Below are 15,972 nucleotides of genomic sequence, written 5' to 3'. Positions count from 1 at the left end.
CCCTTCGCCTTACATGTGTAAAGTTTGTCGGGTGAGTGATGTTTCCGAAGATGCCGATGAAACTGGGACGAGTGGTTCTCGGAGTACTCGCGCCCGAAATCCGAGAGGAAGCGGCGCACGGCTCCGCGGAGAGATCGTCGCCGCAGCGGCGACGCTCATCGCCCGCACCGGATCGGATCAGGCGGTGACGCTCCGATCAGTCGCTCGCGAAGTCGGGATATCCGCACCATCTATCTACGGACACTTTTCCGATCGCGATGCCATTGTCGAAGCGGTGGTCTCCGAATCGCTGGAGCAGTTGCATCTCGCCGTGGCCGACGCCGTTTCCGCACACCCCGACCCGGTCGAGGGTCTGTATGCCGGGTGCTCGGCATACGTCGAGTTCGGCATTTCCGAGCCCGCTCGGTATCGGGTCTTGTTCGGGTGGTCCAGGCCGAAAGGTCAGTCACCACAATCGGATACGCGAGGACTGGCCGCCTTCAACACGCTGGTGACCAACCTCGACGCGTGCGTCGCCGCTGGGAGGTCGGCCAGCACAGACACTTTTGTCGATGCGGTATCGATCTGGACTTCGCTGCACGGACAGGTGATGTTGCGGGCCGATCTTCCGGAATTCCCGTGGCCGTCGACCGACACCGTCGGTGAGATGGTGAGGAGCCTTGCGCGGCTTGTGAACTGACGCCTCAACCGTTTGCTGATCGGCAACCAGGCGAGGTCTGATCCAGCATCGTGAGATAGGCATCGAGCTGAGCTGCGCCGGCGAGAAGGTTGCGACTGCGTGTGGCCAGCCGGTCTTGCCAGGATTCGAGGAACGCTGACAATGCGTCTGCTCCGCCGGCCTCGCGCAGCGAATCGAGAAACTGAGCGACTTGCGACAGCCGATAGCCACCGCGCCGCAGCTGCCGTGCGATCTCGGCGTCGCGCACACACTCCGAACCGTATTCGCGATAACCCGTTGCCTGTTCGCGCTCCGGGCGCAGGATGCCGTGCTCTTCCCATGTGCGCAGTGTCGCCGGGTGAACGCCGAGACGGCGCGCCAGCTCACCCACCGTCAGCGCTGGACCGTGCACCAGTGCCGGTGCCATGGTGGACAGAGTCCCCAGCGCTGTGGCTACCTCGGTGCGAGTTTTTCGCTCGGCGAGCAGCGTCACGTGCGCACTGTCGATCAGGCGGTAGGCGGACTCGGTGTCGCCCTGGTTGGTCGCCCGCATGATTTCCGTGGCCCGCTGGTGCCCGTGACCGCCGCGCAATGCGAGGAAAGTGCGCAGGGCTTGCGCGTGCACTGGGGTGTATCGCCGGTAGCCGTAAGTGCTGCGCTCGCTCGGAGGGAGGATGCCGGCATCGTCGTAGTTGCGGATCGCCTGTGCGGACAACCCGTGTTCACGGGCAAGGTCTATGGGCCGCACTGATCACCTCCGATTGAGGCTTTTCACGGTATACCCCAGGTAATTGCCAGTGAAAGTTTCAACCGAATCTTCAACGATACTGTCGAAGGCAGTCCACCTTCGAAAGGGATGATCATGTCCACTGCCCCAGCGCTGAGTGAGTTCGGCCGCCAACTCGAAGACGCGGCAAGTCTTGGTCGTGCGGTCGACGAACTGCTCGCAGCGCGAACCGAGGTGCCGGCTCTGCTCGCTCTCGGCGAGCCGACTCATGGGATCAAGGCTTTTCCGTTGCTGCGCAACGAACTTCTCGGCCAACTGGTCGAACGAGGATATCGGTCGATCGTGCTCGAAACAGATGTCTTTGCGGCTTTGCTCGTGAACGACTACGTGAACGGGGGAGAGGCGGACATCGAGAAGGTGCTCGCCACAGGCTTCAGCCACGGATTCGGTGCGGTACCGGGAAACCGCGAACTCGTCGAATGGCTACGCGAGTACAACCACGGCCGCGCTCCGGCCGACCGAGTTCGCTTCTACGGCTTCGACGCTCCGGTGGAGTACTCCGGCGCACCGAGCCCACGTGGCGCGCTGTCTGCAGCAGGTGACTTCCTGCCCGCTGCGATGCGGCCGCACTCGTTCGACGACATCGACCTTCTGCTCGGGCAGGACCCCGACTGGACCAACCCGGCGGCGATGTTCGAACCGGCTGCGTCCGTCGGCAACTCCGATCAGGCTCGTGCCCTGCGCATCATTGCGGACGACCTCGCCAGCGTCCTGCGGCGCGCCGCACCTGTGCTGCGGCCCGCCGACCCGGGCGGATACGACCTGGCCCTCGCACACGCACGCACCGCTGTAGGTCTTCTGCGCTACCACGCCGCGATGGCGAGTTCCGCTCCTGATCGTATCGGCACTCTGCTCAGTCTCCGTGCCGAGATGATGGCCGAGAACCTGCTGGCCGTCGTCGCCTAGGAGCAGCGACGCGGGCCGATCCTGCTCTTCGCACACAATGCCCATCTCCTGCGAGTGCCGTCCGACATGCCCGTCAACGGCGACGTGGTCAGCTGGGGGAGCGCCGGCTCACTTGTCGGACTTGTCCTCGGAGAGCGCTACGTATTCGTGGCAACCGACGCCAACCCCGACAGTGATCCGGGCACTCTGCAGGGAGCGTTGGCCGATGCGACCAGTCGGCGTGCCCTGTTTCCGACCCCCGCACTTCGCGCAGCACTTGACCTGTCCGTCACCGCGGGAGAGGCGATCCTGCCAGGGCATCTGCCGCTGAAACCTTCGGAGTTGGACGGCGCCGACGCGGTCATTTTCGTCGCGGACACTGATGGAAAACGTCATCAATACTGGTAACAGCGTCAAGGGCAGAGTGCGTGCGAGAGTATCGCGACGGTGTCCGGCTGGTCCTTCGGCGTCGACGTCAGCGTCACAGTGAACGCGCGGTCCGGCGTCGCACCGGACAGTGTGTAGTACCCGTAGATCCCACCACTGTGGCCGGTATAGGTGACGCCGCAGGGAAGTTCGGTGGCGCCGACGCCCATCCCGTACCCGAGTCCCTCGGCTTCGGTGGCGGCGACCTGAGGGGTGGTCATCTCGGCAAGCTGCTCGGCCGGCACCACCCGCCCGTCGAGTAGTGCACGCCAGAAGGTGTTCAGGTCTGTGCCCGTCGAGACCATCGCTCCGGCAGCCCAGGGGATCGACGGTTCCGTGCGGGAAACGTCGGTCAGGCCACCGTCGAGATCCTGATAGCCCGTCAGGTGATCGCCCCTGATGTCGAGCTCACCGGCCGGCGGGAGGTACGTGTCTTCCAAGTCCAGCGGGTCGAGTATCCGAGACTGAAGTTCGTCGGCGTAGCTGCGGCCGGTCACCGATTCGACGAGCATTCCGAGAACGATGTAGTTGGTGTTGGTGTAGACGAACGACGTTCCGGGGACGAACTGCGCCGGTTTGCCGAGGGCGATGGCGACCGCGGCGGACGGCGTCAGCGTTCGGTCCTCGTTTGCGGCAATCCATTCGTCAGCGCCGGGTTCTCCGGCGAACTCGGGTAGGCCGCTGCGATGTTGCAACAGTTGCCGCACGGTGATTGCGCTACCGTCTGTGCCACTGCCGTCCATGTCACTGCCGTGCAGTAGGCCCGGGAGGTACTGCTCGATCGGTGCGTCGAGGTCGACCTTGCCTTCGGCCACCAACTGCAGGACGAGTGAAGCGGTGAATGTCTTTGTCACACTTCCGATCCGGACCCGATCATTCTTGCCGATCGAATCGCCGTTGGTCCGGTTGGGCACGCCGCTGGTCATGACAGCCGTCGTGGTGCCGTCGTCGAGTGTTGCGATCGACCCGACGACACCCGACCTGGTGAGTCCGTCGAGATCCGATTGAATCTCCACTGCGCGCTGGAGCGTCGAGCAACCGACGAGTGCCGTGGTGGCTCCGATGATGACCGCGGCGACGAGCAGGTATGGGCGCATGAGTCGAATCTATGGACCTAGTCGTGCCGCGGGATCCAGGAAATCCCCCATCATTCCCTGATCTTCTGCCAGCCCGGGACGTAAGGCCCGTTTGTTCAAAACCGACAAATCGGATCAATCATTCCTGTCCGAACACCACGTCCACGCCGTTAACATCCGAACGAAGTGTTTGTTTTCACGTGTCTTACCAGTTCACGGCTATCGAGGTGCGCTGCCGCGCGCCGAAACGACTCCCACGAAGGACGGATGCATGAAGAAGTCGACACTCCGCACGGGAACGGTCGCGGCTTTGCTGACCGGAAGTGTCCTGTTGCTCTCCGCTGCCCCCGCCTCAGCCGACCCGGGAAGTCTCGGTAGCGGTGGCAGTAGCGGGAGTTCCGGAAGCTTGGGAAGCACGGGCAGCATCAGCAGCGGATCAGCCGCCCTTCCGATTCCGAGTCCGGCAGGGCTGATCGCGCTGGCAGCGGCGAGCACTCAGACCGGAAAGCCCTACCAGTGGGGCGGCGTCGGGCCGAACTCGTGGGACTGCTCCGGGCTGGTGCAATGGGCGTTTCGGCAGGCCGGCGTGAATCTGCCACGGACCAGCCAACAGCAGGCCAACGTCGGACAGTCGGTTCCCCGGTGGGCCCTCGCCCCCGGCGACGTCATCACCTTCTACCCCGGTGCGACGCACGTCGGCATCTACGCTGGGTTCGGAATGGTGTTCAACGCCTACGGAGTTGGTGTTCCGACCGGACTGACGCCCCTGGCGGATCTGCCGATCAACAACATCCGCAGGTTCTAGAACCTGCACAGAACCTTCACAAGTCCTCCCAGGTTCATCCACGAGGGCCGAATACAGTCAGTTCCATGAGTCAGCGAAGAGTGCTCGTGGTCGACGACGAGGTCAGCATCTGCGAGTCCATCGCGGCGAGGCTGCGTGCCGAGGGCTACGACGTCGAGCTGGCGTTCGACGGTCCCAGCGCGGTGGCCCGCTGCGAGCAGATGGACGCAGACCTGGTGGTACTCGACGTGATGATGCCGGGATTCGACGGACTCGAAGTCTGCCGCCGCATCCAGGCCGTGCGCCCGGTGCCTGTGCTGATGCTGACCGCTCGCGCCGATGAAACGGACATGCTGATCGGTCTCGGCGTCGGGGCCGACGATTATCTGAGCAAGCCGTTCAGCATGCGTGTGCTCGTCGCCCGGGTGCAGGCTCTGCTTCGGCGTGCGGATCGCGCGGAGCACGCTGCTCGCCCGGTGGCCGACCTCCTCGAGTTCGGTGACGTCGTGATCGACCTGACCGAACGTCGAGTACGCCGTGATGCGCAAGAAGTTCACCTGACTCGCACCGAATTCGATCTCATCGCCTATCTGGCGGAGCGGCCGCGAGCCGCGATCCCGCGGGAGTCGCTGCTCGAGGAGATCTGGGGCTGGGGTGAGGGAGCGGGCAGTCGGACCGTCGACAGCCACGTCAAGGCGCTGCGACGCAAGCTCGGACCTTCCGTGATCCGGACCGTTCACGGGGTCGGGTACGCCTGGGACGTGCCGCGATGAGCGTCGTCGACCGTCTTTTTGCACGGTGGCCGCGGCCGCTGGACCCGATGCGGTCCTTCAAGGTGAAGGTCGGCCTCCTGGTTGTCGCAGCACTGGTGTTCGCCGCGGGTGGTTTCTGGCTGACGTCGCAACAACCGTTTCGTTTTGCTCTACTGACGGCGTTGGTTGTCGCTCTCGGCGTTACGCAGGTGCTCGCACACGGGATGACGTCACCGCTTCGCGAGATGACGGCCGCGGCGAAGGCGATGGCGCGCGGCGACTATTCGCGGCGAGTACGAGCGACTTCCAGAGACGAAGTAGGCGAACTCGCCCATGCGTTCAATCGGATGGCCGAGGACCTCGGGGCCGACGACCGGTACCGCCGCGAGTTGATCGGCAACGTCTCCCATGAACTGCGCACGCCCATCACCGCTTTGCAAGCCATGCTCGAGAACGTCGTCGACGGTGTCGAAGAACCGGATCCGGCGATGATGAAATCGGCGCTGCGGCAAACGGAACGACTGGGCGCGCTGGTAGCCGACCTTCTCGATCTCTCGAAACTCGAGGGTGGCGCAATGCCGTTGAAACGCCGCCGTTTCGAGGTCGAGCCGTTCCTACGCGAGCTGTCGAGTGTGAGTGCGGGCGACATCGAGATAGACGTCAAGCCTCCACAATTGTCCGTGGTCGCCGATCCGGATCGCCTCCATCAGGTGGTGACCAACCTGGTGGACAACGCGGTTCAGCACGGGAACGTCGACACCAAAGTTGTGATCCGAGTACGTACCGGCAGCGCGGGGGAGTTGGTGCTCGACGTCCACGACGACGGCCCCGGCATCGAACCACAGGCCCGTGAGCGAGTGTTCGACCGCTTCATCCGCGGCGGCTCGACCGACGGGGGCACCGGACTCGGCCTCGCGATCGCGAAGTGGGCGGTCGAATTACATGACGGCAGGATTGCCGTCGTCGATGCCCCGTCGGGTTGTTGCATTCGAGTAGTGCTGCCGCAGAACTGAATCAAAGTCCCTGACGAGATCGAGAGATCTCGCGATGGCGCATGTCTTCATCGGCATTCGTCTGTACTTCCGACCCTGAAAATTGAACCAGACACATAGGAGATCACATGAGCGCTCCGATAGTAATTCCACCGAAACCGCCGATGCCGGCCGTAAAACCCAAGCGTCCCAGCCGGTTCTGGCGTCCCGATCGCACTTCGATGGCCACCCGCTCGATGCTCCTCGGCGCGGCCGCAGTAGGGGTGCTTGCGGCCCTGATCCTCGACCCAGGGTTCGCGAGTATCGCGTACGTGATCGTGGGTGCCGGTGTGGTGATCGTCTTCGGGATTCTGACGCCGCCGCGGATGACCGTGACGCAGTGGGTCGCCGCCATCGGGATGCTCGCACTGCTGGGTGTTGCCGCCGTTCGCGGTGCGGAGTGGTTGGTGTTCCTCTGCGTCGTAGCTGCGTGGGTTCTGTTCACGTGGACTCTGATCGGCGGGCGGACGTGGACCGGAATACTTCTGGGAACGGTCGCTCCCTGGCGGGCACCGCACCGGACGGTCAACTTCGTTCGTCGTCGAAAGCTCGCTACCCGCTCTGCTCCGCGGGTGCCGGCGGCGCGAGTTGTCGTCGTAAGCGCAGTATCGATTCTTCTCCTGCTGATTTTCGGATCTTTGTTCGTGAGTGCGGATCCGGAGTTCGCGAAGATCTTCGACGGCTTCGCTCCTGCCATCTCGGTGTCGAACCCGGGAGCACGGATCTTTGCCGGCGTCGTGATGGCGTTCGGCACGCTGGTTGCGGTGTATCTGCGCCGCAGAACGCCGACGGTGGACGCGTTTGCACCTGCGCAGGCGACGCCGTTGCCGATGTGGGAGTGGGCGGTCCCGCTCGGAGTACTCAACGTGCTGTTCCTCGGTTTTGTTGCAGTACAGACGAAGACGCTGTTCGGGGGAGACGAGCACGTACAGGTGACCGATGGACTGACCTATGCGGACTACGCGCGTGAGGGTTTCTGGCAGCTTATGGCGGTTACCGTGCTGACGCTGCTCGTCATCGCCGTCGCAGTGCGGTACATCGACCGCCGCGACGCTGGATCGAGGCGTCTTGCCCGCGGACTGCTGGGTGCCCTGTGTGTTTTCAGCCTGGTGATCGTGGCGTCCGCTGTGCACCGGATGTGGTTGTACGAGAATCAGTACGGTTTCACGGTGCTCCGGGTCAGCGTCTTCGCGACAGAGCTGCTTCTTGGCTTCGTGTTCGTGTTGTTGCTCGTCGCAGGTATTCGGATGTCCGGGAAGTGGCTGCCCACAGCTGTTCTCGCCACTTCGGCCGTCGCGCTGCTGGCCTTCGCGGTGTTCAACCCCGACGCGTACATCGCGCAAAAGAACGTGGAACGGTTCGAGGGCGGCAAGAGCATCGACGTTTCCTACTTACGCGGGCTCTCCGTCGACGCGGTACCTGCCTTGGATCGTCTACCGGAACCGCAGCGTTCATGTGCCTTGAGCAGATATCGATTCGGAGTGCCGGGCACCACTGCGCCCTGGGAGTTCAACGCAGCGCGTGAGAAGGCCCGCGACATCCTGGAAGCTCGCCCGGTGGGGCCGTGCCTGCAGATGTACACGGTCGGATAGACGCAGGGCGATTGTGCAGCCGCACGGCAGATATCGCGCGCGGCTGCACAATCGGCGAGCGTCGCCTGGTCGATCAGTGCACGGCGAGTGAGATTTTCTCCCGTTCCTCTGCGGACACCACATCTCGGGTGGATCGTAAGTCGACGGTCACGCTGTGGAGTTTGCCGCCGTAACGGAACGTGCCCTTCTCCGCAAACTCCTCCGCCACCGGGCTTCCCCGGTTGATGCCGACGTCGAGCTGTTCGTTCATGCTGAAGATCGCCCGAGTGGTCTTCTCGATCCGGCCTTCGGAGACCACCTCGCCGTCGACAATCAGGGTGGCGGTTCCGCCCTTGCCGATTCCGCCGCCGTCGTACTCGAAGTGGACGGACACCTCGCGCGTATCGGGTGCCAGCGGGTTGCGCCCACGCACGAAGGTCCGACCACCGCCGCTGAAGTTGTAGCAGTAGACGGGGACGGAATCGAGTATGTACAAAGCGAATCCGCCGAACCGGCCACCGAGGCTGACCAGCATGCCGTCGGCGACGCTACCCAGACTCGCGGTCAGCGTGTACGAGCGGTTGAAGAACGTCGGCGCGGCTTTCTCGACCAGACCGTTCATGTGTGGGTACAGAGTGAGGGTCTTGCGGCCCATCATCGGATGCGGGGGTCGTGATTCCGCGGTGGCGTGGCGACCGACCGTTCTGTCGTCCAGCGGCAGCACTTGATATTTGGCCGCCTCGACGAGGAACTTTTCCTTGAGCCGGGCCAGGATCTCGGGATGCTCGTCTGCGAGATCGCGGGCCTGCGACCAGTCGACCGAGGTGTCGTACAGCTCCCAACGGTCCTCGCTCATCGGTGTGAGCTCGAGGCCGTGAGTGGCCATCAGCCAGGGTGCGCGGTGGGCCGTGACTGCGGTCCAACCGTAATCGTAGATTCCGCGGTTGCCGAAGATCTCGAAATACTGTGTGGTGTGGCGCTCTTCGGCGTCGGGCTCGGCGAAGGTGTAGTTCATCGCCACGCCTTCCATCGGTTTCTGGGTCACCCCGTCGACGCTGGACGGTGCCGGAATACCGGCAGCTTCCAGGATCGTCGGCGTGATGTCGACGCAGTGATGCCATTGCTCCCTGATGCCTGGCTTGTCGATCCCCTTGGGCCAGTGGGCGATCAGGCCGTTCCGGGTACCGCCGTAATGGGACGCAACCTGCTTGGCCCACTGGTAGGGGGTGTCGAGAGCCAGAGCCCACGACGCCGGATAGTGCGGGTAGCTGGTTTCGGTCCCCAATTCGTCGTAGCGCGCCAGTACGTCGGATGTCGCACTCTTGTAACCGTTGAGGCCGGCGAGGTAGTTGAACGAGCCCTCCATTCCGCCTTCCGCGGAAGCGCCGTTGTCACCCATCATGTAGAGCACCAGAGTGTTGTCGAGTACACCCATGTCCTGCAACCGGTCGACGAGCCTGCCTACCTCGTCGTCGGTGTGCTCGAGAAATGCCGCGTACAACTCCATCAGACGGGCCGAGACCTTCTTCTGGTCGTCGTCGAGTTCGTCCCAGTGTGGGAGCCCCGGAGCCCACGGGGCCAATTCGGTGTCAGGAGCGACGACGCCCAGTTCCTTCTGCTTTTGGAGGGTGATCTGGCGTTGGCGATCCCACCCGTGATCGAATTCGCCGACGTACTTGTCCAGGTAGCGGTCCGGGACCTGGAGTGGAGCGTGGCACGCGCCGAAGGGGAGGTAGCAGAACCACGGCTTGTCGGGGTCCATCGTGTTGACGCCCTCGACCCATTCGATCGCGTGGTCGACGAGATCTTCGGACAGGTGGTAACCCTCCTGTGGTGTCTTGGGTAAGTCGACCATCGTGAAGTCCTCGTAGAGAACCGGGGTGAACTGGTCGGACTCGGCACCGAGGAAACCGTAGAACTTGTCGAAACCCTCACGGACCGGCCAACGGTCGAACGGCCCGGCAGCGGTGGTCTCCCACGTCGGGGTCTGGTGCATCTTGCCGAAAGCACCTGTCGCATAGCCGTTTCCCTGTAGGACGCGTGCGACCGTGGCGGCAGAGGCGGGGCGGGTCCCGTTGTATCCCGGTGCCGCGTTGGCCATTTCGGAGATGACACCCATACCGACACTGTGGTGGTTGCGCCCGGTCAGTGTGGCGGCACGCGTCGGCGAGCACAGAGCCGTGGTGTGGAATCGGCTGTATTTCACGCCGGTTTCGGCCAAACGCTCGGCGGTGGGGGTGCGGCACGGGCCACCGAACGCGGAGGGTGCGCCGAATCCGACGTCGTCGATCATGATCAGCAGCACGTTCGGGGCCCCGGCCGGCGGGCGAAGCGGTTCCGGGCGGGTGTACGGGGGATTCTGATCGGGGTAGTACACGGCGGCCGCGACGTTCGGCGTCTCGGGAATGATCGGAATGGAATGGCGATTCACCAGCAGGCTCCTTGGCGTGTGCAAAACCGGGCGGATTAAGCAGTCGTCTTAATCTGGAGCGTATCGATCGGAATTCAGTTGGCGGCGTATGTCTCGTTGACTGGGACAACTACCCCCGTGAGTGGTTAAGGAGTCCCTGCACTCCCTAACCGCGCACAGGGGATGGGGCTTGCGGAATTAAGACAGTGACTTATATGGTCGGTGTATGCCCGCCTCGTTGGATGCCAAGAACGCCATGATCGCCGTCGCCGAGCGGATGTTCGCCGAGCAAGGTATTCACGAAGTGTCCATGCGGGACGTGGCGACTGCGGCCGGGCAGCGCAACAACTCTGCAGTTCAGTATCACTTCGGTGGGCGAGACGGTCTGGTGCTGGCCGTATTCCGGCATCGGATGGATCAGATCAACGCAGCGCGACTGACGTATCTCGACGACATCGACGCCAGTGGGCGGACCGACTTGGTCCGTGCTTTGGTCGAAGCCTTTCTGTACCCGCTGGCAGATTTTCTGGCGACGGTCGACGGTTCCAACTATGCGAGGTTCATTGCCCGAATCTCACCGTCGGTGGATACGCAGAGTGCTGAGTTCCGCGAGGTCAGCGAGGGGATCAACGAAGTTGTCGTCAGGTTGACGCGGGCGTTGCCGCATCTATCTCGCCGCGTCGCGGTCGAACGGATCGATCTGACGTTCAACATGAGCGTCTCCGCTCTGGCCATCTTCGAGCAGCGCCGCGAAGACGAAAACCCGGTTGTGCAGGCAGATTTCGATACGACAGTGGATCATCTGGTCGATCTCGCGGTAGGAGCACTGACCGCGCCCCAAAGCGCACACAAACGCACACGAGCAAAGCGGGTGCACGCGTCGACTGACGTGTGACCCCGCGACACGACACGACAGGACGGAGTCATTCGATGGCTACCCTTACATCCTCACGAACAGTCCAAATCGGCAATCACACAATCGAATTCGGACCACGCGGAATGAGGCGAAACCCGGAAGGCGTTGAATCGAGGCCGTACGAGCGGTTCACTCTGACACCCGTCACACCGTTCATCGGTGCCGAGATCAGCGACATCGACCTGCATGATCCGTCGGAGGAGCAGATCGAGGACGTGCGCCGGGCCCTGCTCGAATGGAAGGTCGTGTTCTTTCGGGACCAGCCGATTTCGAGCGTGAATCATCGTGACTTCGCTGCCCATTGGGGCGAACTCGAGGTCCATCCACTTCTCCCACAGGGAGAGGTTCCGGCAGTCGTCAGATTCGAACGCGGAGAGGACAGTCCAGGAACCGAGAACATCTGGCACGTCGACGTCACCTGGACGAAGACGCCGCCGCTCGGTTCAGTACTTCGGGCGATCGACGTACCGCCTGCCGGTGGTGACACGCTCTGGGCTGATATGGGTAACGCCTTCGACTGCCTCCCCGACGAGATCAAGGACTTGATCGACGGCAAGGACGCCATCCACGATTTTGTGCCGTCCTTCGGACGCGGCATGAGCCCGGAGAAGTTGGAACAGATGAAGGAGCAGTACCCGCCGGTCCTGCACCCGATGGTGCGTAAGCATCCGGAGACCGGGCGTAAGACTCTGTTCGTCAACAGCCTTTTCACCACCCACATTCCGGACATGGATCCTGTCGAAGGCAACGATCTGCTCAACCTGCTGTTCGCGCAGGTCAAGGTCCCGGACTTTCAGTGCCGCTTCAAGTGGGCGCCGAATTCCATTGCCTTCTGGGACAACCGGGCTACCCAGCACTACGCAGCGAGTGATTACTTCCCTCATCGCCGCGTGATGGAGCGGGTGGCAATCCTCGGAGACGTGCCCTTCTGATTTACGTCTGCGGAATGCGGATGATGCACCGGAAGCCGACGTGGCAGGTCGAGGACTCCTCGGATTCGCCCTGCCGCGCGGCAGGGCGGTAGCGCAGGCAGTAGTTCGGTGCACACAGATGTGAGCCGCCCTTGATCACCCGTCGTGCGTAGGGTTCGCCCGCCAACGCCTCCGTGGCGAACTCCGCTCGGGGATTACGAGGAATGCAGCACGACGAGGCCGGCGCGACGTTCTTGGAACTGTGGGCGTGGTCGGACGTGTAGTGATCGGCCGTCCATTCCCACACGTTCCCGGCCATGTCGAACAGTCCGTAGCCGTTGGGCCGGAACTTTCCGACCGGAGCGGTGCGCTCGTAACCGTCCTCGAGCAGATTCTCCCAGGGGAACTGGCCCTGCCACACGTTGCCACCGGGCCGCCCGCCCGGAGAGTCGTGATCGCCCCACACGTACGCCTGGCGATCGAGTCCACCGCGGGCGGCAAACTCCCACTCGGCCTCGGTCGGGAGTTCCTTGCCGGCCCACGCGGCGTAGGCCTGGGCGTCGAAGTACGACACGTGGGTGACGGGGTGCCGTTCACGTCCCCCGATGTTGCTGTCGGCGCCCTCGGGATGGCGCCAATCGGCGCCGGGAGTGAACGACCACCACTGGGTGTAGTCGTCAAGTGAAACCGGGCCGGGTGGCGAATTGAAGACCAACGATCCCGGGACGAGGAGGGCTGGATCGGCGTCGGGATAGTCGGCGGCGTCCGGGGCGATTTCAGCAGTGGTGACGTGGCCGGTTGCCTTCACGAAGCGTCGGAACTCGGCGACCGTCACCGCCGTCGTGTCCATCCAGAATCCGTCGACTGTGACCTGGTGAACTGGGCGTTCTTCCGGATAGAAATCTTCGGAGCCCATCCAGTACGTCCCACCCGGGATCAAAGACATGTTCTTCGGGGGAGTAGCCGTGGAGTGAGGCATCGTCATGAAGTCAAGAATGGCACGTTGGTGGCGCCGATGTGGGGAGAGTCCCACCTGGTGCCCTCGGCAGGATTCGAACCTGCGACCCTTCCTTTAGGAGAGGAATGCTCTATCCCCTGAGCTACGAGGGCGGGGAGCGTACCGACAAGCGCTGAAAACCCTGTGCTGCCGGGGTTTTCGCTTCCCGATACTGCTGTTGCATCCGCTCGACCTGTCGGCACGAAGCCTCGGGCGTCACAGCTGCGCTAGTCAGTGTAGCGGCCCGCCGACGAGGTCGCGAAGTCGACGGTATCGCCGGGTGCAAGCAGGAGCCGTACCGATCGCACTGATCGCAATGGTGTTCACCGCGGAGCAGGCACGGCATCGTGCGGGAATGACCCGCAGAATCCGCTTCAACGCCTTTGCCATGAACTGCGTCGCCCACCAATCGCCAGGTCTGTGGCGCCACCCGGAGGACCAGTCGTCCAGGTACACGGATCTGACGTACTGGACGGAGTTGGCGAAGCTCCTCGAGCGTGGACGATTCGACGGGCTGTTCCTGGCCGACGTGTTGGGAACGTACGACGTGTACGGCGGCAATCACGACGCAGCGCTGCGGCAGGGCGCGCAGGTACCGGTCTCGGACCCGCTACTGCTGGCGTCGGCGATGGCTGCCGTGACCGAGCACTTGGGCTTCGGGATCACCGCAGGTACAGCTTTCGAGCATCCCTACCCGTTCGCTCGGCGCTTGAGCACCCTCGACCACCTGACGAACGGGCGAATCGGGTGGAACGTGGTCACCGGATACCTCCCCTCGGCCGCGCGGAACATGGGCGAGGACGACCAACTCCAGCACGACGATCGCTACGACCACGCGGACGAGTACCTCGAAGTTCTCTACAAGTTGTGGGAAACGTCGTGGGAAGACGACGCGGTGGTGCGTGACAGAACCACCGGGGTCTACACGGACCCCGCCAAGGTTCATCCGATCGAGCACGAAGGCAAGCACTTCACGGTTCCGGGCATCCACATCTCCGAACCTTCTCCGCAGCGGACGCCGGTCATCTTCCAGGCCGGCGCGTCGCCTCGTGGGGTGCGGTTCGCCGCCGAGAATGCCGAGGCGATCTTTGTGGGTGCACCGACAAAGGCGATTCTCAAAGACACCGTTGCTCGAATCCGAAACGAACTGACGAAGGTCGGGCGAGATCCGTTCTCGGCCCGCATCTACACACTGTTGACGATCATCACCGACCGAACCCCTGAGTTGGCCCAGGCGAAGCTCGAGGACTACCGCAGCTACGCGAGTAGTGAAGGCGCGCTCGTTTTCACCTCGGGGTGGATGGGAATCGACCTCTCCGGATACCGAGCGGACGAGCCGATCGGGAACGTCGAGAGCAATGCCATTCAATCCGCGGTCGCATCGTTTCGTCAGGCCGACGAGAAAGGCGGCGAATGGACGGTGGGGGACATCGCGGAGTGGGCGGGCATCGGCGGGCTCGGCCCGATCGTTGTCGGTTCCGGTGCGGAAGTCGCGGACGAGTTGCAGGAGTGGGTGTCCGAGACCGACGTCGACGGTTTCAATCTCGCGTACGCGGTGACTCCTGGAACCTTCGAAGACATTGTGGAGCATGTGATTCCGGAGCTGACCAAACGAGGTGCCTACCAGAGCGACTACGACGAGGGAACGCTGCGCAACAAACTGTTCGGGCGAGGGGACAGGCTGCCGCTCGAACACCGAGGCCGGAGTTTCGGCCGGATCCGCACTGCCGGCTGAGCGGACCTCAGGACCAGCCGGACCCGGGTACGTGGACCGAGGTGGTGAGGTCGACGGCCTCGATGTCCGAAGACCTCAACTCTTCACCGCACACACTGCAACCCAAGCGTGCTTCGAACCGTTTACCGCAGGCCTTGTGATGGAGAACGATGTCCGGGCCGTCCGCGGATCTGAACCAACGCTGACCCCAGGAGATCATGCACATCACCACGGGGAAATACGCCGTGCCCTTGGCGGTGAGTCGATACTCCGACCACTGTGGGCGATCCGGAAGCGGACGCGTTTCCATCACACCGATCTCGGTGAGGTGCTTCAAGCGATCCGCGACTATCGCCGGTGGTGCACCGGTGATCTCGGCGAACTCTCCGTAGCGGCGAGCGCCTCGGAAAGCTGCACCGATGATCGCCGCTGACCAGCGATTGCCGACAAGTTCCATCGTGTGAGCCAGAATCTCCGGACGGCGTTCGGACTTGGTGGAGCGTCGCCGCGATGTTGCTTCCGGGACACTGCGTGAGAAGTCCCCACTCGGACCCATTTGGGAGTCCAGGGATCGTACGTCCACGTCCTCGCCGCACTCCTTGCAGCGCAGGATCGGGGTGAAGTCGTTTCCGCAGGTGCTGTGCCGCAGTGGTGGAAGCGGCTGGGTTTCATTGGGCGCCCACTGCTTCTCCCACGACCACATGGTGATGAGGACGGGCCAGATCGACTGCCCTTTGCGGGTGACCGAGTATTCGTGCCTGGGCGGGTTCTGCTGATACTCACGACGCTCGAGCATTCCGCCGGCCGTCAGGACCGCCAACCGTGAGGACAATACGGAGTTGGAGATTCCCCCGAGGGCGAGCCAGTCGTTGTATCGCCGCGACCCCAACAGGGCGAATCGCAGAATCCAGAGGTTCCACTCGTCCCCCAACAACCCGAGCGTGACGGCCAGTGCGTTCGGACCGCCGGCAGGCAACTCGGTGACGCCCGCCGACGCGGTGGGTGTCGAAGATCCGGCTGCATTCACTCGTACCACCCCGAAATCATAGGCCGC

The 15,972-nt window shown here is 63.3% G+C and carries 13 protein-coding genes, 1 tRNA gene and 1 pseudogene; 9 read left to right on the top strand and 6 right to left on the bottom strand.

All coding sequences use genetic code 11. The features are described from left to right. Positions 1-31 precede the first annotated feature (31 nt). On the top strand, positions 32-679 hold the full coding sequence (locus RHP72_RS21870; protein ID WP_003940096.1) for a TetR/AcrR family transcriptional regulator: 648 nt from the start codon (positions 32-34) through the stop codon (positions 677-679). Positions 680-683: 4 nt separating this feature from the next. Here the strand turns inward: RHP72_RS21870 and RHP72_RS21865 are convergent, their stop codons facing one another. After that, on the bottom strand, positions 684-1,406 hold the full coding sequence (locus RHP72_RS21865) for a MerR family transcriptional regulator (protein WP_042451099.1): 723 nt from the start codon (positions 1,404-1,406) through the stop codon (positions 684-686). Between the two features lie 108 nt (positions 1,407-1,514). On the opposite strand from RHP72_RS21865, the pseudogene RHP72_RS21860 reads away from it, so the two are divergent. Continuing rightward, positions 1,515-2,738 (top strand): annotated as a pseudogene (locus RHP72_RS21860) (erythromycin esterase family protein). A gap of 5 nt (positions 2,739-2,743) precedes the next feature. Here RHP72_RS21860 and RHP72_RS21855 read toward each other — a convergent pair. Beyond that, positions 2,744-3,853: a serine hydrolase gene (locus tag RHP72_RS21855; protein ID WP_073512705.1), complete on the bottom strand. Its 1,110-nt coding sequence runs from the start codon at positions 3,851-3,853 to the stop codon at positions 2,744-2,746. A 250-nt stretch (positions 3,854-4,103) separates the two neighbouring features. Here RHP72_RS21855 and RHP72_RS21850 point away from each other — a divergent pair, with 250 nt between their 5' ends. The 4 genes from RHP72_RS21850 (at position 4,104) to RHP72_RS21835 (ending at position 7,991) form a co-directional block, all read left to right on the top strand. Further along, a complete protein-coding gene (locus RHP72_RS21850) occupies positions 4,104-4,637 on the top strand; it encodes an NlpC/P60 family protein (protein ID WP_052417006.1) in 534 nt (177 codons plus the stop codon). Positions 4,638-4,702: 65 nt separating this feature from the next. After that, positions 4,703-5,389, top strand: coding sequence for a response regulator transcription factor (locus tag RHP72_RS21845; protein WP_003940586.1), 687 nt, complete (start codon positions 4,703-4,705; stop codon positions 5,387-5,389). Next, positions 5,386-6,381, top strand: coding sequence for a HAMP domain-containing sensor histidine kinase (locus tag RHP72_RS21840; protein WP_007727705.1), 996 nt, complete (start codon positions 5,386-5,388; stop codon positions 6,379-6,381). Before RHP72_RS21845 ends, RHP72_RS21840 begins: the two co-directional genes overlap by 4 nt. A 107-nt stretch (positions 6,382-6,488) precedes the next feature. Beyond that, a complete protein-coding gene (locus RHP72_RS21835; protein ID WP_042451095.1) occupies positions 6,489-7,991 on the top strand; it encodes a DUF4153 domain-containing protein in 1,503 nt (500 codons plus the stop codon). Positions 7,992-8,064: 73 nt separating this feature from the next. Here the strand turns inward: RHP72_RS21835 and RHP72_RS21830 are convergent, their stop codons facing one another. Next, the gene (locus RHP72_RS21830) at positions 8,065-10,401 is read right to left on the bottom strand and encodes an arylsulfatase (protein WP_042451093.1); all 2,337 of its coding nucleotides are present in this window, start codon (positions 10,399-10,401) and stop codon (positions 8,065-8,067) included. 205 nt (positions 10,402-10,606) lie between these two features. Here RHP72_RS21830 and RHP72_RS21825 point away from each other — a divergent pair, with 205 nt between their 5' ends. Both RHP72_RS21825 and RHP72_RS21820 read left to right on the top strand, forming a co-directional pair. Continuing rightward, positions 10,607-11,275: a TetR family transcriptional regulator gene (locus RHP72_RS21825; RefSeq protein ID WP_030534932.1), complete on the top strand. Its 669-nt coding sequence runs from the start codon at positions 10,607-10,609 to the stop codon at positions 11,273-11,275. A 35-nt stretch (positions 11,276-11,310) separates the two neighbouring features. Then, positions 11,311-12,228, top strand: coding sequence for a TauD/TfdA family dioxygenase (locus RHP72_RS21820; protein ID WP_030534931.1), 918 nt, complete (start codon positions 11,311-11,313; stop codon positions 12,226-12,228). A gap of 1 nt (position 12,229) precedes the next feature. On the opposite strand, the gene RHP72_RS21815 is transcribed toward RHP72_RS21820, so the two are convergent. Both RHP72_RS21815 and RHP72_RS21810 read right to left on the bottom strand, forming a co-directional pair. Continuing rightward, positions 12,230-13,192, bottom strand: a complete 963-nt coding sequence (locus tag RHP72_RS21815; protein WP_042451091.1) for a formylglycine-generating enzyme family protein — start codon at positions 13,190-13,192, stop codon at positions 12,230-12,232. Between the two features lie 49 nt (positions 13,193-13,241). Continuing rightward, positions 13,242-13,317: transfer RNA gene (locus tag RHP72_RS21810), tRNA-Arg, on the bottom strand. 242 nt (positions 13,318-13,559) lie between these two features. Between RHP72_RS21810 and RHP72_RS21805 the strand changes: the two genes are divergently transcribed. Beyond that, positions 13,560-14,939, top strand: coding sequence for an LLM class flavin-dependent oxidoreductase (locus RHP72_RS21805; protein ID WP_042451462.1), 1,380 nt, complete (start codon positions 13,560-13,562; stop codon positions 14,937-14,939). 7 nt (positions 14,940-14,946) lie between these two features. Here the strand turns inward: RHP72_RS21805 and RHP72_RS21800 are convergent, their stop codons facing one another. Beyond that, positions 14,947-15,945 (bottom strand): helix-turn-helix domain-containing protein, encoded by a 999-nt coding sequence (locus RHP72_RS21800; protein ID WP_003940366.1) that lies wholly within the window; start codon positions 15,943-15,945, stop codon positions 14,947-14,949. Positions 15,946-15,972 lie beyond the last annotated feature (27 nt).

The organism is Rhodococcus sp. SG20037 (assembly GCF_031763325.1).
GTDB lineage: Bacteria > Actinomycetota > Actinomycetes > Mycobacteriales > Mycobacteriaceae > Rhodococcus_F > Rhodococcus_F qingshengii.
The sequence above is the reverse complement of the archived record's forward strand: the minus strand, read 5'-3'. Positions and strand labels throughout refer to the sequence as shown.